The sequence below is a fragment of the Variovorax frigidus genome, assembly GCF_051216515.1.
Classification (GTDB): domain Bacteria; phylum Pseudomonadota; class Gammaproteobacteria; order Burkholderiales; family Burkholderiaceae_C; genus Variovorax.
Genome location: NZ_JBPJZF010000001.1, coordinates 947,535 through 969,643, shown reverse-complemented (window position 1 = coordinate 969,643; position 22,109 = coordinate 947,535). Strand labels below are relative to the sequence as shown.

The window sequence follows — 22,109 nt, the reverse complement described above, 5'->3', positions numbered from 1 at the left end:
GATGGCTGGCGTCGACCCGCGCACGCGCCTGCTGCTCGAGGCGCCGATCGTGCCCACGCTGCTGCGCCTGGCCGCCCCCAACGTGGTGGTGATGGTGGCGCAGGCCTCGGTCGGCCTGATCGAGACCTACTTCGTCGGCAAGCTCGGCACCGATGCGCTGGCCGGCATGGCGCTGGTGTTCCCGATCGTGATGCTGATGCAGATGACCTCGGCCGGCGCCGTGGGCGGCGGCATCGCCTCGGCCATCGCGCGGGCGCTGGGCGCCAAGCGCATGGACGACGCCCGCGCGCTGGTGCTGCACGCGATCGCGGTGGCGCTGTGCTTCGGCGTGCTCTTCAGCGTGGCGCTGCTGTTGGGCGGCCGCTGGCTCTATGCGCAGATGGGCGGCAGCGGCGCCTCGCTGGAAGCGGCCGTCACCTACTCGCACTGGGTGTTCGCGGGGGCCGTGCTGGTCTGGCTGTTCAACTCCCTCGCGGCGGCGATCCGCGGCACCGGCAACATGGCCGTGCCCGCCAACGTGACGGTGGCCGGCGTGGTGGTGCTGATCCCGCTGTCGCCGCTGCTGATCTTCGGCGGGGGCCCGGTGCCGGCCATGGGGATCGCGGGCGGCGCGATGGCGCTGCTGCTGTACTACCTGCTGGGCACTGCGGCCCTGCTGCTCTACATGCGTTCGGACCGCAGCCTGCTCAAGCTGTCCTTCACAGGCCTGCGGCTGCGCTGGCCGCTGTTCCGCGACATCCTGCGCGTGGGCCTGATCTCGGCCATCGCGACGGTCTGCGTCAACCTGTCGATCGGCATCGCCACCGCACTGGCAGGCCAGTTCGGGCCCGGCGCCATCGCCGGCTACGGCACCGCATCGCGGCTCGAGTACCTGCTGGTGCCGCTGGTCTTCGGCCTCGGCGCGCCGCTGCTGGCCATGGTCGGTACCTGCATCGGCGCCGGCCAGCGCGAGCGCGCGTTGCGCGCCAGCTGGATCGGTGCCGGCATGGCCTTCGCACTGACCGAAACCATCGGCCTGGCCGCGGCGCTGTTCCCGCGCCCCTGGCTGCTGCTGTTCGGCAACGACCCGGCCATGCTCGAGGCCGGCACGCACTACCTGCGCGCGGTGGCGCCGTTCTACGGTTTCTTCGGCGTCGGCCTGGTGCTGTACTTCGCGTCGCAAGGAGCGGGGCGCCTCTATTGGCCGGTGGTCGGCAACCTCGCGCGGCTCGCGGTCGCGGGCCTGGGCGGCTGGCTGGCGCTGCGCTGGAGCGGCGACCTGACGCAGGTCTTCGTCGCGCAGGGCGTCGCGCTGGTGTTCTACGGCGTCATCACGGCCGCGGCGATCGCCGGCGGTGCCTGGTTCGGCCGCGTGGGCTGGCCGCGCACGCCGCAGGCGCTGATGCAGCGGCTGCAGGCGCAGCGTGCCTGAGCAACCGCTCTCGATTTTTCTCCTGCTCAATGTCCTTCGAAAGCAATCCATGAAGCTCCAAGATTCCGTCGTCTTCATCACCGGCGCCAACCGCGGCCTGGGCCTGGCCTTCGCACAAGCGGCGCTGGCCGCCGGCGCGCGCAAGGTCTACGGCGCCGCCCGCAACCCGGCCAGCATCACGCTCGCGGGCGTGGTGCCGGTCGCGCTCGACGTCACCGATGCGGCGCAGGTCGCGGCCGCGGTGCAGGCGTGCGGCGACGTGACGCTGTTGATCAACAACGCGGGCATCTCGCTCGGCTCCGACCTGCTCTCGCCTGGTGCGGTCGACAAGGCGCGCGCCGAGTTCGAGACCAACTTCTTCGGCGTCTGGGCGCTGGCCGCGGCCTTCGCACCAGTGCTCAAGGCCAACGGCGGCGGCGCCATCGTCAACGTGCTGTCGGCGCTGGCCTGGGCCACCTTCCCGAGCGTCGCCACCTACAGCACCAGCAAGGCTGCCGCCTGGTCGCTGAGCAACGGCTTGCGCAACGAACTGCGCGCGCAGGGCACGCAGGTGACCAGCCTGCACGTGGGCTACATGGACACCGACATGACCGACGGCATCGACGCCCCGAAGAGCGCGCCGGCCGACGTGGCACGCGTCGCGCTCGAAGGCGTGGAGGCCGGCCTGTTCGAGGTGCTGGCCGACGACGTGAGCCGCGGCGTCAAGGCCAGCCTGTCGAGCGCCACGCCAGCCTACGCGGGCTGAGCGCGCGACGGCGCCCCGATCGCTGTCCGAGTCCGCTCAGCGTCACGCGGCCCCCTGCATCACTGCAGGTCGGCGTTCTGGCGCAAGGTCTCCACCGCCATGTCGATGAAGGCGCGCACCTTGCGCGTGGCGTGCCGGCCTTCGCGGTGCACCACATGGATGGGCAGCGCGGGGCGCTCGAAGTCCTCGAGCACCAGCTTCAACGAGCCCTCCTGCAGTGCACGCGCGATGTGATAGATCGGCAGCCGCGTGATGCCGAAGCCCGCAGTGGCGGCATCGGCGGCGGACTCGTTGGTGTTGGTCGAGAGCCGCGGCAGGAAGCGCACCTGCACCGGCTTGTCGCCATCGAGAAAACGCCATTCGAGCGTCGGCGACACGCCGGTGGCGGCCACGATCACGTGCGCGGCCAGGTCTTCGGGCCGTTGCGGCGCGCCATGGCGCGCCAGGTAGTCGGGCGAGGCGCAATGCACCTGCCGCACGCGGCCGACCCGCGTGGCCTGCAGGGACGAATCGGGCAGCGCGCCGATGCGCACCGCCACGTCGACACCCTCGTCGACCAGGTTGACCACGCGATCGAGAAACCAGCACTGCATGTCGACCTCGGGGTACTGCCCGAGGTAGCTGCGCACGATGGGCGCGACATGGATGCGGCCGAAGTTCACCGGCGAGGTGATGGTCAGTTGCCCGCGCGGTGCGGCGTGCGTGCCCGCGGCTGAACTCTCCACCTCCTCGAGATCGGCGAGAAGGCGCCGGCAGCCGTCGGCATAGCCGGCACCCGTCTCGGTGAGCCGGACGAAGCGCGTGGTGCGCGTGAGCAGGCGCGTGCCCAGGCGTTCCTCGAGCTCGGTGACGGCGCGCGTCACCACCGACGGCGAGATGTTGAGCTTGCGTGCGGCGGAGGCGAAGCCGCCGGTGTCGACGACGGCCAGGAAGGCCGACATGGCCTGTATGCGATCCATACCGAGCTCCTGTGCGACAGCGCGTGGTGGGTTGTTCGTGAATCGAGAAGAGTGACTTGCCGCAGACGGGGATTCTAGAGAGCGGCCGAAGAAAAGATCATTGCGCCAAGCCGGTGCCACCGGTCCTTTTCTCGAACCCAGGAGATCCCCATGAAGCTCTACCACCACCCGCTGTCCGGCCACTCGCATCGCGCGCGCCTGTTCCTCTCGCTGCTCGGCGTGCCGCACGAACTGGTCGAGATCGACCTGTCCAAGCGTGCGCACAAGTCGCCCGACTACCTGCGCATCAACCCCTTCGGCCAGGTGCCCGCGCTCGACGACGACGGCACCATCGTGACCGACTCGAATGCGATCCTGGTCTATCTCGCACGCAAGCTCGGCAAGACCGACTGGTTGCCCGACTCGCCCATCGAACAGGCCCGCATCCAGAAGTGGCTCAGCGTGGCCGCGGGGCAGATCGCCTACGGCCCGGCCGCGGCGCGCCTCATCACGGTCTTCGGCGCGGACTTCCGGCCCGAGGAAGTGATCCAGCGTGCGCACGTCGTGCTGGGGCTGATCGAGGACCAGCTGTCGTCGCAGGCCTTCATCGCGGCCGCGCAGCCGACGATCGCCGACGTGGCGCTCTACAGCTACATCGCCCGCGCACCCGAGGGCCATGTCGATCTCTCGGCCTATCCGCAGGTGCGCGACTGGCTCGCGCGCATCGAGGCGCTGCCGGGCTTCGTCGACTTCCAGCGCACGCCGGCCGGGCTCGACGCCTGAGCCTTCACGCCAGCGAACGCGGAGCACACGCCATGTCGAATCCATCCCCCCAGATTGCGGCTTCGCCCTGGCATGCGGGCGAGCTCGCGCTCCAGCAGAGCGTCGGTGTGGTCGAGCACATGGACCGGCCGGGCCGGCTCTATGTGCGGAGCTTCCTGCTCGACCAGCACCGCGCGTTCTACCCGCTGCTGCCCTTCATCGCGATCGGCGCGGTCGACCGTGCGGGCGATGTGTGGGCCACGATGCGGGCCGGCGAACCGGGCTTCCTGCAGGCGCCCGATGCGGGCACGCTGCGTGTGCGATCGCGGCGCGAGGCCGCCGATCCGGCCGAAGAGGGCATGGCCGACGGCGATGCCGTGGGCATGGTGGGCGTGGACCTGCTCACGCGTCGGCGCAACCGCGTCAACGGCACGCTGCGGCGCCGGAATGCGGACGGCTTCGACCTGGTGGTCACGCAGAGCTTCGGCAATTGCCCGCGCTACATCCAGAACCGCCGCTTCGCGCTGGTGCGCGATCCCGACGTGGCGGCGCAGGCGCAGGCCGTGCACCTCGACGCCCTCGATGCGCGCGCGCGGCAACTGATCACCGCCGCCGACACCTTCTACGTCGCCTCGTACGTGGAGCGCGAAGACGGCACGCGGCAGGTCGATGTGTCCCATCGCGGCGGCAAGCCCGGCTTCGTGCGCATCGGCGACGACGGCGTGCTCACGATCCCGGACTTCAACGGCAACCTGTTCTTCATGACGCTGGGCAATCTGCAGTCGAACCCGAGGGCCGGTCTGCTCTTCGCCGATGCGGCCACGGGCGACATGCTGCAGATGACCGGCGACACCGAGCTGGTGCTCGACTCGCCCGAGATCGCGGCCTTCGAAGGGGCCGAGCGCCTGTGGCGCTTCAGGCCGCGGAAGGTCGTGCACCGCCGCGAAGGCCTGCCGCTGCGCTGGACCTTCGAGGCCGACGGCTGGTCGCCCCACCTCGCGATGACCGGCGACTGGACGCAAGCCGCGCAGCGCCTCCAGGCCGCCGCGCTGGCCGAACGCTGGCGGCCGTTCCGCGTGACGCGCATGGTGCAGGAGAGTGCGACGATCCGTTCGCTGCACCTGGCGCCGATGGACGGCATCGCGCTCCTCCCGCATCGGGCGGGCCAGCACCTGCCGATCCGCGTTGCCTTGCCCGGAACCGATGCGCCGGTGCAGCGCAGCTACACGCTCTCGACCGCGCCCTCCGATGGCACGTACCGCATCAGCGTCAAGCGCGAGGGCCGTGTGTCGCAACACCTGCACGCGCTGAAGGAAGGCGACATGATCGAAGTGCGCCCGCCCGCGGGCCGCTTCACGCTCGACGCGGCGCAGCGCCGGCCGGCCGTGCTGCTGGCCGCGGGCGTCGGCATCACGCCGATGCTCGCGATGCTGCGGCACGTGGTGCACGAAGGGGCACGCACGCGCACCCTGCGGCCGACCTGGCTGTTCCAGTCCGCGCGCACCGTGGCCGAACGTGCCTTCGATGCCGAGATCGCGGCGCTGGTGCAGGCCGGCAGGGGCGGCGTGCGCTGGGTCCGCGTGCTGAGCGCGCCGCAGGACGCGAAGGTGGGCCGGGACTTCGATGCCGAGGGCCGCATCGACATGGCGCTGCTCCAGGCCACGCTGCCCTTCGGCGACCACGACTTCTACCTGTGCGGTCCGCCGCCCTTCATGCAGGCGGTCTACGACGGCCTGCGCGGTCTCGGTGTGGCGGATGCGCGCATCCATGCGGAGGCCTTCGGGCCGGCGTCGCTCGAGCGCAGCGGGGAGGGCCGGCAGACGGTGTCCGCGGCCACGCAGCCGGTGCGCCTGGTCTTCGCCACCTCGGGCAAGGAGGCGCGATGGAAGCCGGGCGACGGGTCCTTGCTGGAAGCGGCCGAAGCGCGCGGCCTGTCGCCGGCCTTCGGTTGCCGCGGCGGCAGTTGCGGCAGCTGCAGCACGCGCGTGCTGCAGGGCGAGGTCAGCTACACGAGCGCGCCATCCTTCGCGGTGGAGGAGGGCGCCGCGCTGATCTGCTGCGCCGTGCCTGCAGCGGCTTCAGGCGAGGCCTTGCACCTCGCGCTGTGAGGGGGAGCGCTCAGTACGCGCCCATGTAGTCGCGCTTGCCGACCTCGACGCCGTTGTGGCGCAGGATGGCATAGGCGGTGGTCACGTGGAAGAAGAACTGCGGCAGGCCGTAGTGCAGCAGGTAGGCGTTGGCCGAGAGCTTCTTTTCCTTGGGCGTGCCGGGGCGCAGCACGATCTCCAGCGATTCGCTGGGCGCGAACTGTTCCGGCGTGAAGCTGTCGAGATGGTCCTTCGCCTTCGCGATCAGCGCCTGCAGGTCGGCGAAGGTGGTTTCGCTGTCCGGCCACGAGGGCACGGGCGCGCCGGCCAGACGCGAGCCGATGCCCTTGGCGAAATCCGCGGCGATCTGCACCTGGCGCAGCAGCGGGAACATGTCGGGGAACAGGCGCGCCTGCAGCAGGGCGTTGGGTTCGATCTTCTTCTCCGTGGCGTGGGCTTCGGCCTTCGCGAGCACATCGGAAAGCGCGCTGAGCATCTGCTTGAGGACGGGAATGCTGGCGCTGTAGAGGGGGCTGGTCATGGGTGGGTCTTTTCTTGAAGAGGGCGCAGACCGACGGCGCTCGAGTGCCTGGCCGGGCGCTGCAAGCGTGATCTGCGTGAGAGCGTGCGCCCGGCGGGTCGCGCGGGCGCGTGCGGATGGTAAGGCACGGCCGGGCGTCGGGTCGGCACTCAGGTCTAGGGCAGCAGCCGGCGCAGTGCCTCGAAGAACAGGTCGGACTGTTCGCGCTCGCCCTGCACCTGCGCGGCCACGCGCGCGGCTAGCGCGGCGTCGACCGGCGCGAGCGGTCGGCCGGTGGACTGCGCAATCACCTGGTGCAGGCAGGCGCGCTCCAGGTAGTAGAGGTCATCGTAGGCATGGGCGACGGTGCCGCCCGCGACGATCACGCCGTGGTTGGCCAGGAAGGCCACATCCTTGCCGGCGGTCATCGCGCGGGCGATGCGCTCGCCCTCGGCATCGTCGAGTGCCAGTCCGTTGTACTGCGCATCGATCGCGATGCGGCCCATGTAGCGCATCGCGTTCTGGCTCAGCGTGGGGTCGAGCGCGCGGTCGCTCGTGAGCGTGAGCGCGGTCGCGTAGGGCATGTGGCAATGCAGCACCACCGCGTGGCCCGTGAGGCGGTGCACCGCGCCATGGATGAACAGCGCGGTCGGCTCGACGCGGTGGCGCCCGGCCAGCACCTCGCCGTGCAGGTCGATCAGCACGATGTCGTCGGCCCGCACCTCGCTCCAGTGCAGGCCGCGCGGGTTGATCAGGTAGCGGTCGGTGCTGCCGGGCAGCATCACGCTGAAATGGTTGCACACGCCTTCGGACAGGCCGTGGTGCGCGGCGGCGCGCAAGGCCAGCGCGAGGTCTTCGCGCAACCGATGGACCTGGGGGCTGGCGTACTGGGCGTCGGCGTTCGGCATGGGCGGGCTTTCAGGTGCGCACGGCGCCGTTCCAGGCGGCGGCGAATTGCAGCGCATCCTCGCGCACCGCGTCGGCGCTCTTGCCGGGCTTGTAGAGCGCGGAGCCGATGCCGAAGCCGGTGGCGCCCGCGGCGCGCCAGGCGTCCATGTTGGTCGGCGTGATGCCGCCCACCGGCATCAGCGGCGTGCCCTTGGGCAGCACGGCGAGCCAGGCCTTGACCACGGCGGGCGAGGCCGCCTCGGCCGGGAACAGCTTGAGCCCGGTGGCGCCGGCCGCGAGCGCGCCGAAGGCCTCGGTGGGCGTGGCCACGCCGGGCAGGCTCACCATGCCGAGCCGGGCCGCCTCGGCCACCACCTCGGCATTGAAGTTGGGCGCGACGATCAACGCGCCGCCGGCTGCATGCACATCGCGAACCTGTTGCGCGGTCAGCACCGTGCCGGCACCCACCAGCGCATCGGGAAAGCGCTGGCGCAGCAGCGTGATGCTCTCCAGCGGCTGCGGCGAATTGAGCGGCACCTCGAGCAGCTGGAAGCCCGCGTCGATCAACGCATCGCCGACGGCAGGTGCCTCGGCGGGCGTGAGGCCGCGCAGGATCGCGACCAACGGGAGTCGGCGCACGGCGGCGTGGAAGGTGTCGAGAGCAGTGGTCATGGTGCGAGTGTGGTGGCCACGGCATGCAGCCCGGCCCAGGTCGCTTCGGCGCCCAGGGTCCGGCTCGCAACGCCGCTGGCGTGGAGGGCCAGCGCATAGCGCTGGGTGAGGGCAGGCGAGCCGATCAGCACCACCTCGCCCGCGGCACGCAGCGATTGCGTGCGCAGCTCTTCGCCGATCAGCAGGCCCGAGAGATAGCTCGCGAGGTCGGCCGCCGACATGCGATCGAACAGCGCCAGCGTGCGCGCGCCGAAGGCGTTGTGCAGCAGGCCCTCGTTGTTGGCCGACTGCGTCACGCCCTGCAGGAATGCGGCCTCGTCGAGCGGCGCCGAGGTGTCGATGGTGCGCGCCAGGATCGAGTGGGTGCCGAGCAGCGCGTAGAACTCGCCGGTCATGAAGGTGCGGAAGCCCGCCACGCGGCCTTCGGTCACACGAACCCACTTGTTGTGCGTGCCCGGCAGCACGAAGAGGCCGTCGCGCAGGCCGGTCAGCGCGATGGCGCCGAAGATCTGCACCTCCTCGCCGCGCATCACGTCGGGCACGCCGTCGTGTTCGTCGTGGAGGCCCGGCACGATCGCGATGCGGCCGGGCTCGATCTCGATCACCTTGGCCGCGATCTCGGCGAGGCCGGCCGGGCAGGCGCAATAGGGCGCTTCGACCCAACCCTGCTTGCTGCCAGCCATGCCGGAGATCAGACAGCGCGTGCCCGCGGGCGCCATCCATTCACCGAACAGCGCCTCGAAGGCGGCACCGAAGCCGCCGGCCGGCACGCTCAGGATGCCGCGCGCGTGGCTCTGTTCCTCGAGTACCTTTCCGTCGGCATCCAGCAGCGCGCCGCGCAGCGAGCTGGTGCCCCAATCAACTGCGACCCAATGCATCGTGGCTTGTCTCCGGGTTCATCGTCATGGCCGCCGTATCCCAGGGTTTGTCCTGCGGAAACGGCATTTTCAATCATCATATGATAAGCCGGCGAGCCCGGGTCGACCCGGGTGTTCGCCCCCCAATACCGGAGACAGAGCCATGCAAGACACCCTCTCGGCGCAACGTCGCCACCTTCTTCAGGGGCTCGGCGCGATGCTGCTGCCCCTGCCTTTCGCCGCCTTCGCCGACGACTACCCGAGCAAGCCCGTCGAGCTGGTGGTGCCGGCTTCCGCGGGCGGCGGCACCGACGCGCTGGCGCGCGGTTTTGCCGAGCTCGCGAAGAAGCACTTCCCGCAACCCTTCATCGTGAACAACAAGCCCGGCGCGAGCGGTGTGGTGGGCATGGGCGAGGTGCTCAACAGCAAGCCCGACGGCTACAAGGTGTCGGTGGCGATCGCCGAGCTGGTCATCCTGCCGCATCTGAACCTGTCGAAGTTCACCTATGCCGATTTCCGGCCCATCGCGCGGCTCAATGCCGACCCGTCGGCCATCACGGTCAAGGCCGATGCGCCCTGGAACACCATCGAGGAGTTCCTCGCGGCGTCCAAAGCCAAGCCGGGCGAGATGCGGGTCGGCAACTCGGGCAACGGCTCGATCTGGCACCTCGCGGCCGCGGGCCTGGAGGACAAGGCCGGCGTCAAGTTCAACCATGTGCCCTATCAGGGCGCCGCACCCGGCGTGGTGGCGCTGCTCGGCGGCCACATCGATGCGGTGGCCGTGAGCCCGGGCGAGGTGGCCGTGCACGTGCAGGCCGGCAAACTCAAGATCCTGGCCGTGATGGCCGACCAGCGCCTCAAGGCCTTCGACAAGGTGCCGACCTTGAAGGAACGCAAGATCGATTTGTCGATCGGCACCTGGCGCGGCCTGGCCGTGCCCAAGGCCACGCCGACCGCGGTGGTCGACGCGCTGCGCACCGTGGCGCGCAAGACCGCCGAGGAGCCGGCCATGCGCGAGGTCCTCGAGAAGCTCAACCTGGGCTTCTCCTACCTCGATGCGGCCGAGTTCGGCCAGTCGATGGAACGCGACCACGCGTACTTCAAGGAACTGGTGCAGAAGGTGGGGATTCGCGCATGAGCGATGAGCGCATCGAAATCCTGGTCGTCGCGCCGGTGATGCCCTTTCTGATGGACGCGCTGCGTGGCGCGTTCACCGTGCACGACCGCCTCCACCTGAGCGACCCGGCTGCCTTCGCGGCGGCGGCGCCGCGCATCCGCGCGGTGGTCGCGACCGGCGAGTCGAAGGTGCCGGCCGAGCTCATCGCGCGGTTGCCTGCGCTGGAGATGATCACGGTGTTCGGCGTGGGCTACGACGGCGTCGACGTCGCGGCAGCCAGGGCGCGCAACGTGCCCGTGACCCACACGCCCGGCGTGCTCAACGACGACGTGGCCGACCTCGCGCTCGGGCTGCTGATCGCAGCGGCGCGGCGCATCCCGCAGGCCGATCGCTTCGTGCGCGGCGGCGAATGGCTCAAGGGTCCGATCCCGGTGGCGCGCAAGGTCGCGGGCAGCCGGCTGGGCGTGGTCGGCATGGGCCGCATCGGCCAGGCGATCGCACACCGCGCGCTGGCCTTCCGCATGGACGTGGCCTACACCGCGCGCTCGCCGCGCGAGAGCCTGCCCTACACCTATCACCCCGATGCCGCATCGCTGGCCGCTGCGGTCGATTTCCTGATCGTCATCACGCCCGGCGGCGCAGCCACGCGCGGCATGATCGACGCGAAGGTGCTGCAGGCGCTGGGCCCCCAGGGCTACCTGATCAACGTGGCGCGTGGCAGCGTGGTCGACCAGCCCGCGCTGATCGCCGCGCTGCAGGCCGGCGCCATCGCCGGCGCCGCGCTCGACGTCTTCGCCGACGAGCCCCACGTGCCGGCCGAGTTGCTGGCCATGGACAACGTGGTGCTCACGCCGCACATCGGCAGCGGCACCAGGCAGACCCGCGAAGCCATGGCGCAGCTCACCTTCGACAACCTGCGCGCGCACTTCGCGGGCGAGCCGCTGCTCACGCCGGTCCCGGCCTGAAGGGCCTGAACGAGGCGATGGCCAAGAACGCGCACGGCCAGACGGTCGACCTGCTCGGCGAGGCGATCGTTTCGGGCCGCTACGCGGAGGGCGGCGTGATCCCGCCCGAGCCTGTGCTGGGCCAGGAACTGGGCGTGAGCCGCACCGTGGTGCGCGAAGCCATCAAGGCGCTGGCGGCCAAGGGCATGGTCGTGACCGGGCCCAAGGTCGGCAGCCGGGTGCTGCCGCAGGATGCGTGGAACTGGTTCGATCCCGACGTCATCACCTGGAAGGCCAAGGTCGGCCTCACGCCCGCGTTCCTGCGCGACCTGCAGGACCTGCGGCGCATGGTCGAGCCGGCCGCCGTGCGGCTGGCCGCCGAGCGTGCGACCGCGGCGGACATCGCGGAACTGGAGGAGGCCTATGCCGGCATGGCGCAGGCGGTGGCGACGCGAGGCGGCGACTACACGACGCACGACCTGCGCTTCCATCACGGCCTGCTGCGCGCGGCGGGCAACCTCATGCTGGCGCAGATGAGCAAGGCGCTGAGCGCGCTGTTGCGCACCAGCTTCGAGATTTCCAGCACGCTGCACAACGGACCCGCGCTGTCGCTGCCGCGGCACCGCGCGGTGCTCGATGCGGTGCGTGCGCGCGATCCGGACGAAGCCGAGCGCGCGGTGCTGGCGCTGATCGACAGCGCACGCACCGACATCGAGCAGGTGCTCGGTGCGCGGGCGGCCGCGCGCCCAAGCAAAAGGGCGCCGAAGCGCCCTTGAGAAGAGTGGGGTGCTGCCGTCGAAGGCAGCTGCCGGCCTCAGCGGCCGAAGGAACGGCCACCGCCGCCGCCCGAACGGCCACCGCCGCCGCCACCGCCGTAACCGCCACCACCGCCGCCGGAGCGACCACCGCCGCCGCCGCCCGAGCGGTTGCCGCCGTAGCCGCCGCCACCACCACCACCACCACCACCACCGCCGCTACGGCGGCCACGGCCGCCCATGCTGTCGACGCTGGTGCGCAGCGGATCGGGCTGGCCGTCGCCGCCGCCGACCGATTCGGCACGCAGGTGCGCGACCTGGTTGGCTTGCGTCGGGCTGTGGCTGTTGCCGTGATGGCGCGGTTGGCGCTCGTCATGCGGCAGGCCTTGCGGTGCATGGTGCGGCGCACGCGCCGGACCCTGCGGGCCGCGACCCGGACCGCCTTGCGGACGCGGTGCCTGGCCCCGTGCGGGACCCTGGCCGCCACCGCCGCCGCTGCGTGCACCCTGGGGTGCCGCGCCGCCGCCGCGACGGGGACCGCCACCGCCGCCGCCGCCACCACCACCGCCCGAGCGATCGCCCTGGCCGGCCTTGTTGTCGCGCACGCGCTGGAGCATCTCAGTGCGTGCGGCCTTGGCGGCTGCCTGCATCACGTCGCGGCTCGGCGGACGACCGGCGCCGCCCCAGATCGTCTGGCGACCCATGGCGATCGGTTCGGCGTGTTCGCCGTCTTCGGGGCCGAAGCCTTCGACGATCTTCACCGGGATCTGCTGCTTGGTGAAGCGTTCGATCTCCTGCATGAAGCCTTCTTCGTCCAGACAGACCAGGCTCACGGCCTCGCCGCTGTTGCCCGCGCGGCCGGTGCGGCCGATGCGGTGCACGTAGTCTTCGCTGACGTTGGGGATTTCGTAGTTCACGACGTGCGGCAGCTCGTCGATGTCGATGCCGCGGGCCGCGATGTCGGTCGCGACCAGTGCGCGGATGGCGCCGGTCTTGAAGCCGGCCAGTGCCTGGGTGCGTGCGCTCTGGCTCTTGTTGCCGTGCAGCGCCATCGCCTCGATGCCGTTCTTGGTCAGGAATTCGGCGACGTTGTTGGCGCCGAACTTGGTGCGCGTGAACACCAGCACCTGGCTCCAGTTGTGCTCGTTGATGATGTGGGCGAGCAGGGCCTTCTTCTTGCCGCGGCCCACCGGGTGGATCACCTGGCTGATGCGCTGCACGGTGGTGTTGCGCGGCGTGACCTGCACGCTCTGCGGGTTCTTGAGCAGCTGGGCGGCCAGGTCGCGGATCTCGTCGCTGAAGGTGGCCGAGAACAGCAGGCTCTGCTTGTCCTTGGGCACCAGCGCGAGGATCTTCTTCACGTCGTGGATGAAGCCCATGTCGAGCATGCGGTCGGCTTCGTCGAGGATCAGGATCTGCACTTGCGACAGATCGAGCATGCCTTGCTGTTGCAGGTCGAGCAGGCGGCCGGGCGTGGCCACGAGGATGTCGACACCCTTCTTGAGCTTGCTGATCTGCGGGTTCATGCCGACGCCGCCGAAGATCACGGTCGAGTCGAGTTGCAGGTACTTGCCGTAGGTGCGGACCGATTCCTCGACCTGCGCCGCGAGTTCGCGCGTGGGGGTCAGCACCAGGGCACGGATGCCGATGCCGCCGAACTTGTTGGTGGCGCTGCGGCTCATGGTGAGCTTGTGCAGCATGGGCAGCGTGAAGGCCGCGGTCTTGCCGGTGCCGGTCTGGGCGCCGCCGAGCAGGTCATGCCCCTCGAGCACCACGGGGATCGCCTGGGCCTGGATGGGCGTGGGCGTGTCGTAGCCGTGTTCGAGCACAGCCTTCAGGATGGCCGGGGCCAACTTCAGATCTTCAAAAGTCATTTGGAAGCAATAGCGCCTTGCATGGCGCAGTGGCATCGGCCCACCGCAGTGCCCTTTGTTGGGGCGACCCGGTCAGTCAAGGCTGATGTATCAAGGGTGGGAGCCGAGAGCCAGTCGCATGGGTGTGCGCAGAGCCTTCTTGTCCCCGGCAGAAGAGCCGCTGTTGCGGGCAACTGGACCCGGCAACGAACCCACATTGTCGCATGAGTCCGCGCTGCGCTTCGAAACGTCGTGCGCAAGGCCTCGAGGCGTGCGGGTGTCCGGCCCTAAAACCTCGGCTTCGGTGCCGGAACCGGGTGCCGCGGGCGGGGGCACCCGCGCCATTGGGGATAATAGAAGGTTCGCCGCCCCTCGCTGACCGCCCGCAGCGCATCGCGCGGCCCTTGTTCCAACCTGCTTCAACCTGCAAGAGATATGGCCCAATACGTCTATTCGATGAACCGCGTCAGCAAGACCGTGCCGCCCAAGCGGCAGCTCTTGAAGGACATTTCGCTGTCGTTCTTCCCCGGCGCCAAGATCGGCGTGCTCGGCCTCAATGGCTCCGGCAAGTCCACCTTGCTCAAGATCATGGCCGGCGTCGACAAGGAGTACGAAGGCGAGGCGCTGCCGATGCCGGGCCTGTCGATCGGCTACCTCGAACAGGAACCCAAGCTCAACAACGAGCACACGGTCCGCGAATCGGTCGAGGAATCCATGGGCGCCGTGTTCGCGGCCAAGGCGCGGCTCGAAGAGGTCTACATCGCCTATGGCGCCGAAGACGCCGACTTCGACGCGCTGGCCGCCGAGCAGGCCCAGCTCGAAGCCGTGATCGCCACCGCCGGCACCGACTCCGAACACCAGCTCGAAATTGCCGCCGACGCGCTGCGCCTGCCGCCGTGGGACGCCAAGGTCGGCCAGTTGTCGGGCGGCGAGAAGCGCCGCGTGGCGCTGTGCCGGCTGCTGCTGTCCAAGCCCGACATGCTGCTGCTCGACGAGCCGACCAACCACCTGGACGCTGAATCGGTCGAGTGGCTGGAAGTGTTCCTCAAGCGCTTCACCGGCACCGTGGTGGCCATCACCCATGACCGCTACTTCCTGGACAACGCGGCCGAATGGATCCTGGAAATGGACCGCGGTCGCGGCATCCCATGGAAGGGCAACTACAGCACCTGGCTCGAGCAGAAGGGCGAACGCCTGGCGCAGGAGCAGAAGGGCGAAGAAGCCCATGCCAAGGCCCTGAAGAAGGAACTGGAATGGTCGCGCCAGAACCCCAAGGCGCGCCAGGCCAAGAGCAAGTCGCGTCTTGCGCGGTTCGAAGAGCTCAGCGACATGGAATACCAGAAGCGCAACGAGACGCAGGAGATCTTCATTCCTGTCGCGGAGCGGCTGGGCCAGCAGGTGTTCGAGTTCCACAACGTCAGCAAGTCCTTCGGCGACCGGGTGCTGATCGACAACCTGAGCTTCACCGTGCCACCGGGCGCGATCGTCGGCATCATCGGCCCGAACGGCGCCGGCAAGTCGACGCTGTTCAAGCTGATCGCAGGCAAGGAGCAACCCGACAGCGGCGAAGTCGTGATCGGCTCCACTGTCCGCGCGGCCTTCGTCGACCAGCACCGCGACGAACTGGCCAGTCAGAAGACCGTGTGGGAAGACATCTCGAACGGCCTCGACATCATCAACGTCGGCAAGTTCCAGATGGCCAGCCGCGCGTACGCGGGCCGCTTCAACTTCAACGGCGCCGACCAGCAGAAGAAGGTCGGCACGCTGTCGGGCGGCGAGCGCGGTCGCCTGCACCTGGCCAAGACCCTGATCGCCGGCGGCAACGTGCTGATGCTCGATGAACCCTCGAACGACCTGGACGTGGAAACCCTGCGTGCGCTCGAAGACGCGCTGCTCGAATTCGCCGGCACCGTGATGGTCATCAGCCATGACCGCTGGTTCCTCGACCGCATCGCCACGCACATCCTCGCGGCCGAAGGCGACAGCCAGTGGACCTTCTTCAACGGCAACTATCAAGAGTACGAAGCCGACAAGAAGAAGCGCCTCGGCGAAGAGGGCGCGAAGCCCCAACGCATGCGCTACAAAGCACTGAAGTAATCCTTTCGAATGCATCTGAAAAAAGCCAGCGTCTCGCTGGCTTTTTTCATGGAAAGGCCTTTGTCCGACAGGGCGATTAACATTTCTTCACATAGACTCGCCGATCTTTAAGTCGAGGGCATCGGATGGTTCGGCATTGCAAGGCGCTGGCGTTTTTCTTTTTGTTTTTGGGAGGCCTCGTCGGCCAGGCATCGGCGGTGAGCGTCTCGCTCGCCGGCTTCGCCTACTCGGGTGATGCGGCCAGCATCGCGGCCCGTTTCCCGCACTCGCAGCGCCTCGACAAATCGCTGGGCGCGGGCGGCATCAACGGCCTGATCCGACAGGTGGTCGCGGCCCAGCCGCCGGCCGCCTTCGAACTCGACACGGCCAACCTGATGGAGCTCAAGGGTCGCGACCAGGCCATTGCCGTCGCGCTGATGCTCAACGGCGAGACCGTGTCGACCGAGCGCTTCGGCGGCCTGTCGAAGGTTTTCATCCAGCTGCGCGCGCAGGCCATGTTCTTCGACTTCAAGACCATGACCGTGCTGCGCGCCTACCCGTTCAGCGTGGCCTACGTCGACCTGCTCGACCATGCACCGACCGACGACGAGATCGCCGAGCGCGTGCGCACGCTCTACCTGGGCGCGGGCACCACGCCCGGCATCCTGAACCGTTTCTCCGAAGCGCTGACGCGTGCCAGCCTGCCGGCGCAGGTGCCGCGCTTCCTGCAGGTGTCGCAGGCCACCGTGAGCGACGAAGTGCGCAAGGTGCTGCCGGCCGAACTCGCGAGCCAGCCGGGCGTGGCCGAGACCTGGGTCGCCGACATGCTGGCCGAGTCGATCTCCAGCCGCACCGGCGTGCCGATCCTGCCCTACGCCAAGGGCTATGCGATCGGCAAGGTGATGTCGATGCGCGTGGCCGACGGTTCGGTCTACGAGCTCAAGCTGCCCGAACCCGATTACGCGATCTCGGTCGACCTCACACGCTTCGGGCGCTTCGAGCATGCCAAGGTCGCGGCCGGCACCAGCTACATCTATGCATCGAAGGTGGTGGTCAAGGTGCAGCAGCCGCTGGCCAACCGCGTCTACATGAATTCGGAATTCAAGAACGGCGAGGTCAAGACCGTGCCTTCTTCGCAGCGCAGCGTGGACGATTTCCCGGCCTACAGCGACAGCCTGCGCGGCCTGTTCACCAAGCTCTCCGGCGTGCTCGCCGGAGGCAATGATCCGTGGCTCAAGGATGCGGCCGCCGCCTCGGACATCGACAAGCAAATCACCGCCACCAAAGAGGTTCTCCAGTCATGCAAATAGCCTTGCCACTCGCCGCGCCGATCGCGCGCAATTCGATGCGCAGCATCGTCCTGATGCTGCTCGCCTTCGGCCTGTTCTTCATGGGCCTGAATGCGCACGCGCAGGTCGCCACCGCCCGCGGCAAGGCCTCGGTGCCCTACGAGGGTTCGGTGTTCGGCAGCAAGGCCAGCCCCGAGGTGAAGGAACGCGCGATGCGCGAAGCGCAGGTCAAGGCGGTCGAGTTCTACTACGCCGAAGCCGGCGAGTCGGAGTCGGCCAACTTCGACGCGATCCGCGACCGCGTGGGCGCCAACCTCGACAAGTTCATCCTCGACGCGACCATCCTCGACGAGCAGGACCAGACCGACAAGCGCGTCTACACCGTCACGGTGCGCACCTCGATCAACGTGGCCAAGCTGCGCAACGCGGTCAAGGCCGGATCGGCCACCACGGCCACGGCCAAGGGCGACCGCTCGAAGCTGACCTTCCTGTTCGTGTCGCGCCAGGTCGATTCCGAGAAGACCTTCGACGACCGCGTCTACCAGCGTGTCGACCGCGGCGTGAAGGTCGATGCACAGGGCTCCGACAAGCGTCGCGGCGCCGAGGGCGAATCGATCCGTGGCGGCCAGATCGGCACCAACGCGTCGCGCAGCCGCGCGACGTCGTTCGAAGCCAAGCGCACCGACACCATCGAGACCGGCGGCAGCACCACCCGCAAGGCCAGCGAATCGACCTGGCGCATCTTCCCGAGCGCCAACCTCAATTCGGTGTTCACCGGCATCTTCGCGTCGGCCGGCTTCAAGGTGCTCGAGGCCGGCTTCGTCGAGCCCTACACCAACGGCCTGATGAAGATCAAGAACGTCGAGAACGACTACAAGACCGGCAACGACCTCGACCCCGCGACGCTGCGCGACGTGGTGCGCGGCCTGCAGACGGCACAGGTGCCGTACCTGGCCTTCGGCACGCTCGACGTGGGCCTGACCGACACCGACCCGGCCAGCGGCCTGCAGCGCGTGGCCGTGACCGTGACCGGCAAGATCCTCGACCTCACCAGCGGCATCCCCGAGAACATCTCGACGGTCGGCCCGGTGCAGTACGCCGGTGTCGGCCCGACCGAAGCCGAAGCCCGCGGCAACGCACTCAAGAAGGCCGCCGACAGCGCGGCGCGCGAACTCGTGAGCCAGGTCACCAACCTCGGCCTGCGCTGAAGACCGCGCACCTCTTTCCTCTTCTTTTTTCTTTCACTCCAAAGAACACCACAACATGTCCAAGAAACTGACCGTCATCGCACTCGCCGCAGCCCTCGCCGTTCCTTCTGCCTTCGCGCAGTTCTCGATGCCCTCGATCGGCAGCATCACCGGCGGTGCCGCTTCCGGCGGTGGCGACCAGGGCGCCGAACAGGACTCGCTGGTGCGCGCCTACGTGTCGGCCAACAAGGAAGTGCTGGTCGCGCAGTCGAAGATGGCCGAGGCCGTCGGCCTGAAGGAATCGGCCGCCAAGCTCAAGTCGACCGCCGATGCGCTGGGCGACGGCGCGACCAAGGGCAACCTGTCGGACGCCGACAAGATCCAGAGCGATTCGTCCAAGGAAATCAGCGCCCGCCTGAACGACGGCAACCTGAAGATGGATGCGCAGTCGCAGGCGCTGTACCAGTCGGGCATGGCCTCGCTGGGCCTGGGCGTGGTCAAGTACATCGGCCTGCGCCCGCACGTGCTGGCCTTCAGCAACACGCTCAAGGCCTCGCCGATGCTGGCCATGACCAAGCTCAACGCCGGCGCCTACGTGGTGACCAACTTCCCGAGCAACGCGAAGAACGTCTACGACACGCTGAGCTACTCGACCGCCTACGCCAAGAGCCACGACATCCCCGTGCCGACCGACGCGACCAAGGCGCTGGGCGCCTTCTGACGCCATGCGCACCCTCCGACTGACGCTGGCGCTGTCGCTGGCCTTCTCGGTCTCGGCCTGCGACCAGGCCCAGACCATGATCGACAAGTACACCGGCAAGAACAAGCCGGTGCCGGCGGTGGTCGCCACACCGGCTCCTTCGGTCGCACCGGTGGCACCGCCGCCGGCTTCGCCCGTGGCCGCGCTGCCGGACGCCGGCAAGGTCGGCACGGTGACGGTCAACGCGCAGGGCACGGGTGCCAGCGCGGCCGAGGCCGTCGACGAGGCGATGCGCCTGGCGCTCAAGATGGTCAACGGCACGACCATGGACCTGAGCACCGAGCAGCTCAAGCTCACGCTGACGCTGGCGCGTGGCCGCAACGCCGAGGCCCTGCGCGGCACGGCCTTTGCCGAGCAGGTCGTGCAGAGCGCGGGCGGCGCGATCACCGGCTTCAAGGTCAACACGCTCGACGGCCCCGACAGCCGTGGCTTCTACCGGGCCGACATCGAGGCCTCGGTCGCCAAGTACACGCCGCCGGCAGCCGACAGCAAGAAGCTCAAGATCGTGATCGCGCCGCTGCGCTACGACACCGCGTCCTTCCCCATGGGCGGGCGCAGCGTGCCGGCCGAGAAAGTGGCCGAGGACCTGCGCCAGCAGATCCTCACCGCGCTGACCAACACCGGGCGCTTCACCGTGCTCGACCGCGACATGGGCGGCGAGGTCGCGCAGGAGCTCGACATGATCAGTTCGGGCCAGGCACCGCGCGCCGAGTTCGGCAAGCTGGGCCAGGCCATGAGCGCCGACGTGATCTGGGTCGGCAAGATCACCTCCTTCGCCTACAACCGCCACGCGCGCCAACTGCAGACCAGCGACCGCCAACTCGTGAGCTATTCGGGCGGCTGGGGTGTCTCGCAGAAGCTGGTCAACGTGTCGACGCGGCAGGTCATGCTGTCGGAGTCGCTGCGTGGCGAAGCACCCAAGGTGGCGGCCACCACGCTGGGCTCGGGCATCGACGGGGCGCAGGTCAGCGAAGGCATGCAGAACGAGATCGCCAACCGCATCGTCTCGGGCATCGTCTCGCGCACCTACCCGGTCACCGTGATCTCACGCGACGGCAATGCCGTCGTGCTGAGCCAGGGCGGGCAGGCGGTGCGCGAAGGCGGGCGCTACCAGTTGGCCTACATGGGCAAGGAGATGTTCGACCCGCAGACCAACCAGTCGCTGGGCCGGGTCGAATCCGACTGCTGCGAGGTCGTGATCGAGCGCGTGACGCCGACGATGGCGCAGGGCCGGCTCGAACGCGTGCAGATGCCGCTCGACGGGCTGCAGCCCGGCGCGCTGCAGTTGCGCGGCCTGGTGACGGCGCGGGCGGCGGCGGCCACCGACACCGCCGCGGCACCTGCCGCTGCGGCCAAGCCCCGGCCGGCACGCCCGGCGGCCGCGCGCAGCGATGCGCCGGCCGTGGCGCCGGCACGCGACGACAAGTGGTGACATCGTTGCCGTGCTGGCACAAGGAAGAAGCCGCCTTCGGGCGGTTTTTCTTTGGACCGATTGCAGGCGCCGTCCTACGCAATGCGCCCGGCGCGGCCCCGATCATCGGTCGCATGAACAGACATTGGATGCTCGCCATCGGCCTTTCCCTCGGCGTGACGGTCGTCGTGGCGGAGGAGGTCAAGGTCCCGATCGACAGCAACGACGAGCGCATCGTCTATGTCGCGCCCCACGTGGTGTCGACCGAGAGCACCGTGGTCACGAACGGCGCCACCGTGGGCGTGCAGAAGCCCGACGGCAGCACGGCCTATGGCGGCATGAACACCGCGGGTGACCGGCCCACCTATTCGGTGGGCGCGAGCACGGGCGGCGACGTGTCCTTTTCCGCGGGCGTTCAGTCCGACGGGCGCAAGGAAAGCGCCGCGGTCAAGGCGGGCGTGACGATCAAGTACTGACCGGCGTTGCAGCCGCTGACCGCATCGTCTCGACGCGCCGGCGCACGGTCGCGATGTTTCGGCGCAGGGCGTAGAGCTCGTCGGCATACGAGAGCGGCACCGCCACCTTGTTGACCCGGTTGTCGAGGTCGTCGAGTTCCTTGAGCAGTTGGTCCTGCGCATCGGTGCCGCCTTCGAACCGGCTCTCCACATCGCGCAGCCGCGCATACCAGCGGAAGACGCGCGAGCGCACGCGGAACTGGTAGAGCGGCGGGACCACGCGCGACAGCGGCAGCATCAGCACCACCAGGCCGCCGAGCACCAGCCACATGCGTTCGACCAGGTTGCTGGCCCAGAAGGGCAGGTAGCGCTGCCAGAAGGGCGGCGTGCCGTTGATGGCGCGATCGCCCTCGGGGCTGACCGGCAGTTCGCTGGTGCGGGTGTTGGGGAAATCGCGCGCCCGGTTGAACCAGCCGGCGTCGCCATGCAGGGTTTGCGCGCTCTGGGCGAACAACTGCCGCAGCGCCGGATGCGTTTGCTCGCGCGAGAGCAGCGAGGTGGTGGCGGCGAGCATCGACACGTCGGAGGGCGGTTGGTCCCTGGCCAGATCCACCACGCCGCGCGGCAGCGACACGGCCGACAGGAAGGCGAAGCGGCGCGAGTAAGCGTCGCTCTGGCCGACGTCCATCAGCGCGATGCCGGGCGTGCGCAGCAGCTGCTGCACCTGCGGCGATTGCGGTGCCGACGCGAGCACGATCACGTCGAGCAGGCCGGCCTGCAACGCCTCGCTGGCCGACTTCTGCTCCAGGTGCGAAAGCTGCATCTGCGCCGGGTCGAGGTGGTTGGCGCGGAACATCTTGTCCATGATCTCCGGCACGCCGCTGCCCAGCTTGTCGATGTTGACGCGCAGGCCCTGCAGCTGCGCCAGCGAGGTCAGCGTGCCGCTCTTGCGGTCGATGCGCCGCGCCGTGTCGCTGCGGTAGAACACCCACAGCGGTTCGTAGAACAGGCTCCCCAGCGAACGCAGTCCGGCTTCCTCGTCGGCCACCACGTCGGCACTGCCGCCGCGCACGAAGGCCACGTCGACATCGCCGTTGCGCAGCATCTGCAGGTTGTCGGAAGACCCGTCGCTGGGCCGCAGCTCGACCTGGATGCCGTTGGTGGCCAGCGCCTGCGCATAGCGCTTGCCGAACTCCGCGTACGCGCTGCCGGCCGGGCCGGTGGCCAGCGTCACGCGCTGGGGCGGTTGCGGTTGCAGCCACCAGTAGGCGGCCACCAGCATCGCGATGACCAGGAACACCACCGGACCGGCCGAGGCGATCAGGTCGCGGATCGAGAGCAGGAAGAGCTTGAGCGGCTTGGGCATGGACATGGACATGGCG

At 69.1% G+C, this 22,109-nt stretch carries 20 protein-coding genes; 13 read left to right on the top strand and 7 right to left on the bottom strand.

Annotation, left to right across the window (positions count from 1 at the left end; genetic code table 11):
• Position 1: 1 nt before the first annotated feature.
• Both ACSFBC_RS04590 and ACSFBC_RS04585 read left to right on the top strand, forming a co-directional pair.
• Entirely contained in the window at positions 2–1,411 is a 1,410-nt protein-coding gene (locus ACSFBC_RS04590) for an MATE family efflux transporter (RefSeq protein WP_435509115.1), read from the top strand.
• A 49-nt stretch (positions 1,412–1,460) separates the two neighbouring features.
• Entirely contained in the window at positions 1,461–2,156 is a 696-nt protein-coding gene (locus ACSFBC_RS04585) for an SDR family oxidoreductase (RefSeq protein WP_435509114.1), read from the top strand.
• 59 nt (positions 2,157–2,215) lie between these two features.
• Here the strand turns inward: ACSFBC_RS04585 and ACSFBC_RS04580 are convergent, their stop codons facing one another.
• Positions 2,216–3,115 (bottom strand): LysR family transcriptional regulator, encoded by a 900-nt coding sequence (locus ACSFBC_RS04580; RefSeq protein WP_435509113.1) that lies wholly within the window; start codon positions 3,113–3,115, stop codon positions 2,216–2,218.
• A 150-nt stretch (positions 3,116–3,265) separates the two neighbouring features.
• Here ACSFBC_RS04580 and ACSFBC_RS04575 point away from each other — a divergent pair, with 150 nt between their 5' ends.
• Both ACSFBC_RS04575 and ACSFBC_RS04570 read left to right on the top strand, forming a co-directional pair.
• A complete protein-coding gene (locus ACSFBC_RS04575; protein WP_435509112.1) occupies positions 3,266–3,877 on the top strand; it encodes a glutathione S-transferase family protein in 612 nt (203 codons plus the stop codon).
• Between the two features lie 32 nt (positions 3,878–3,909).
• Positions 3,910–5,964: a 2Fe-2S iron-sulfur cluster-binding protein gene (locus ACSFBC_RS04570; protein ID WP_435509111.1), complete on the top strand. Its 2,055-nt coding sequence runs from the start codon at positions 3,910–3,912 to the stop codon at positions 5,962–5,964.
• Between the two features lie 10 nt (positions 5,965–5,974).
• Here the strand turns inward: ACSFBC_RS04570 and ACSFBC_RS04565 are convergent, their stop codons facing one another.
• The 4 genes from ACSFBC_RS04565 to ACSFBC_RS04550 all read right to left on the bottom strand — a co-directional run bounded on the left by ACSFBC_RS04565 (position 5,975) and on the right by ACSFBC_RS04550 (position 8,901).
• Complete coding sequence (locus ACSFBC_RS04565; protein ID WP_435509110.1) at positions 5,975–6,484, bottom strand: DUF1993 domain-containing protein; 510 nt, start codon at positions 6,482–6,484, stop codon at positions 5,975–5,977.
• A 155-nt stretch (positions 6,485–6,639) separates the two neighbouring features.
• The gene (locus ACSFBC_RS04560) at positions 6,640–7,371 is read right to left on the bottom strand and encodes an aldolase (RefSeq protein ID WP_435509109.1); all 732 of its coding nucleotides are present in this window, start codon (positions 7,369–7,371) and stop codon (positions 6,640–6,642) included.
• 10 nt (positions 7,372–7,381) lie between these two features.
• Entirely contained in the window at positions 7,382–8,023 is a 642-nt protein-coding gene (locus ACSFBC_RS04555; protein ID WP_435509108.1) for a 2-dehydro-3-deoxy-6-phosphogalactonate aldolase, read from the bottom strand.
• Entirely contained in the window at positions 8,020–8,901 is an 882-nt protein-coding gene (locus ACSFBC_RS04550; protein ID WP_435509107.1) for a 2-dehydro-3-deoxygalactonokinase, read from the bottom strand. Before ACSFBC_RS04550 ends, ACSFBC_RS04555 begins: the two co-directional genes overlap by 4 nt.
• Before the next feature lie 142 nt (positions 8,902–9,043).
• On the opposite strand from ACSFBC_RS04550, the gene ACSFBC_RS04545 reads away from it, so the two are divergent.
• From ACSFBC_RS04545 to ACSFBC_RS04535, 3 genes are read left to right on the top strand one after another with little or no spacing between them, the layout of a single operon-like run.
• Entirely contained in the window at positions 9,044–10,018 is a 975-nt protein-coding gene (locus ACSFBC_RS04545; protein ID WP_435509106.1) for a Bug family tripartite tricarboxylate transporter substrate binding protein, read from the top strand.
• Positions 10,015–10,962, top strand: a complete 948-nt coding sequence (locus ACSFBC_RS04540; protein ID WP_435509105.1) for a 2-hydroxyacid dehydrogenase — start codon at positions 10,015–10,017, stop codon at positions 10,960–10,962. The genes ACSFBC_RS04545 and ACSFBC_RS04540 overlap by 4 nt, the downstream gene beginning before the upstream one ends.
• A gap of 17 nt (positions 10,963–10,979) precedes the next feature.
• Positions 10,980–11,717: a FadR/GntR family transcriptional regulator gene (locus ACSFBC_RS04535; protein ID WP_435509104.1), complete on the top strand. Its 738-nt coding sequence runs from the start codon at positions 10,980–10,982 to the stop codon at positions 11,715–11,717.
• 38 nt (positions 11,718–11,755) lie between these two features.
• On the opposite strand, the gene ACSFBC_RS04530 is transcribed toward ACSFBC_RS04535, so the two are convergent.
• The gene (locus ACSFBC_RS04530) at positions 11,756–13,570 is read right to left on the bottom strand and encodes a DEAD/DEAH box helicase (RefSeq protein ID WP_435509103.1); all 1,815 of its coding nucleotides are present in this window, start codon (positions 13,568–13,570) and stop codon (positions 11,756–11,758) included.
• A gap of 414 nt (positions 13,571–13,984) precedes the next feature.
• Between ACSFBC_RS04530 and ettA the strand changes: the two genes are divergently transcribed.
• From ettA to ACSFBC_RS04500, 6 genes are all read left to right on the top strand, one after another.
• Positions 13,985–15,646: an energy-dependent translational throttle protein EttA gene (gene ettA / locus ACSFBC_RS04525; protein ID WP_435509102.1), complete on the top strand. Its 1,662-nt coding sequence runs from the start codon at positions 13,985–13,987 to the stop codon at positions 15,644–15,646.
• A gap of 197 nt (positions 15,647–15,843) precedes the next feature.
• Complete coding sequence (locus ACSFBC_RS04520; RefSeq protein WP_435509101.1) at positions 15,844–16,935, top strand: hypothetical protein; 1,092 nt, start codon at positions 15,844–15,846, stop codon at positions 16,933–16,935.
• Positions 16,926–18,122: a hypothetical protein gene (locus ACSFBC_RS04515; RefSeq protein ID WP_435509100.1), complete on the top strand. Its 1,197-nt coding sequence runs from the start codon at positions 16,926–16,928 to the stop codon at positions 18,120–18,122. The genes ACSFBC_RS04520 and ACSFBC_RS04515 overlap by 10 nt, the downstream gene beginning before the upstream one ends.
• 55 nt (positions 18,123–18,177) lie before the next feature.
• Positions 18,178–18,822, top strand: coding sequence for a hypothetical protein (locus ACSFBC_RS04510; protein ID WP_435509099.1), 645 nt, complete (start codon positions 18,178–18,180; stop codon positions 18,820–18,822).
• Between the two features lie 4 nt (positions 18,823–18,826).
• Positions 18,827–20,293, top strand: coding sequence for a CsgG/HfaB family protein (locus ACSFBC_RS04505; RefSeq protein ID WP_435509098.1), 1,467 nt, complete (start codon positions 18,827–18,829; stop codon positions 20,291–20,293).
• Positions 20,294–20,406: 113 nt separating this feature from the next.
• Complete coding sequence (locus ACSFBC_RS04500) at positions 20,407–20,748, top strand: hypothetical protein (RefSeq protein WP_435509097.1); 342 nt, start codon at positions 20,407–20,409, stop codon at positions 20,746–20,748.
• Here ACSFBC_RS04500 and ACSFBC_RS04495 read toward each other — a convergent pair.
• Positions 20,738–22,099, bottom strand: a complete 1,362-nt coding sequence (locus ACSFBC_RS04495) for a TAXI family TRAP transporter solute-binding subunit (RefSeq protein WP_435509264.1) — start codon at positions 22,097–22,099, stop codon at positions 20,738–20,740. The two genes, ACSFBC_RS04500 and ACSFBC_RS04495, sit on opposite strands and share 11 nt — an antisense overlap.
• Positions 22,100–22,109 lie beyond the last annotated feature (10 nt).

What these genes read in the sequence shown, in the direction of transcription:
- ACSFBC_RS04590 (WP_435509115.1), top strand. Translation starts at nt 2, where the DNA reads ATGGCTGGCGTCGACCCGCGCACGCGCCTGCTGCTCGAGGCGCCGATC.
- ACSFBC_RS04585 (WP_435509114.1), top strand. Translation starts at nt 1,461, where the DNA reads ATGAAGCTCCAAGATTCCGTCGTCTTCATCACCGGCGCCAACCGCGGC.
- ACSFBC_RS04580 (WP_435509113.1), bottom strand. Translation starts at nt 3,115, where the DNA reads ATGGATCGCATACAGGCCATGTCGGCCTTCCTGGCCGTCGTCGACACC.
- ACSFBC_RS04575 (WP_435509112.1), top strand. Translation starts at nt 3,266, where the DNA reads ATGAAGCTCTACCACCACCCGCTGTCCGGCCACTCGCATCGCGCGCGC.
- ACSFBC_RS04570 (WP_435509111.1), top strand. Translation starts at nt 3,910, where the DNA reads ATGTCGAATCCATCCCCCCAGATTGCGGCTTCGCCCTGGCATGCGGGC.
- ACSFBC_RS04565 (WP_435509110.1), bottom strand. Translation starts at nt 6,484, where the DNA reads ATGACCAGCCCCCTCTACAGCGCCAGCATTCCCGTCCTCAAGCAGATG.
- ACSFBC_RS04560 (WP_435509109.1), bottom strand. Translation starts at nt 7,371, where the DNA reads ATGCCGAACGCCGACGCCCAGTACGCCAGCCCCCAGGTCCATCGGTTG.
- ACSFBC_RS04555 (WP_435509108.1), bottom strand. Translation starts at nt 8,023, where the DNA reads ATGACCACTGCTCTCGACACCTTCCACGCCGCCGTGCGCCGACTCCCG.
- ACSFBC_RS04550 (WP_435509107.1), bottom strand. Translation starts at nt 8,901, where the DNA reads ATGCATTGGGTCGCAGTTGATTGGGGCACCAGCTCGCTGCGCGGCGCG.
- ACSFBC_RS04545 (WP_435509106.1), top strand. Translation starts at nt 9,044, where the DNA reads ATGCAAGACACCCTCTCGGCGCAACGTCGCCACCTTCTTCAGGGGCTC.
- ACSFBC_RS04540 (WP_435509105.1), top strand. Translation starts at nt 10,015, where the DNA reads ATGAGCGATGAGCGCATCGAAATCCTGGTCGTCGCGCCGGTGATGCCC.
- ACSFBC_RS04535 (WP_435509104.1), top strand. Translation starts at nt 10,980, where the DNA reads ATGGCCAAGAACGCGCACGGCCAGACGGTCGACCTGCTCGGCGAGGCG.
- ACSFBC_RS04530 (WP_435509103.1), bottom strand. Translation starts at nt 13,570, where the DNA reads ATGACTTTTGAAGATCTGAAGTTGGCCCCGGCCATCCTGAAGGCTGTG.
- ettA (WP_435509102.1), top strand. Translation starts at nt 13,985, where the DNA reads ATGGCCCAATACGTCTATTCGATGAACCGCGTCAGCAAGACCGTGCCG.
- ACSFBC_RS04515 (WP_435509100.1), top strand. Translation starts at nt 16,926, where the DNA reads ATGCAAATAGCCTTGCCACTCGCCGCGCCGATCGCGCGCAATTCGATG.
- ACSFBC_RS04510 (WP_435509099.1), top strand. Translation starts at nt 18,178, where the DNA reads ATGTCCAAGAAACTGACCGTCATCGCACTCGCCGCAGCCCTCGCCGTT.
- ACSFBC_RS04505 (WP_435509098.1), top strand. Translation starts at nt 18,827, where the DNA reads ATGCGCACCCTCCGACTGACGCTGGCGCTGTCGCTGGCCTTCTCGGTC.
- ACSFBC_RS04500 (WP_435509097.1), top strand. Translation starts at nt 20,407, where the DNA reads ATGAACAGACATTGGATGCTCGCCATCGGCCTTTCCCTCGGCGTGACG.
- ACSFBC_RS04495 (WP_435509264.1), bottom strand. Translation starts at nt 22,099, where the DNA reads ATGTCCATGCCCAAGCCGCTCAAGCTCTTCCTGCTCTCGATCCGCGAC.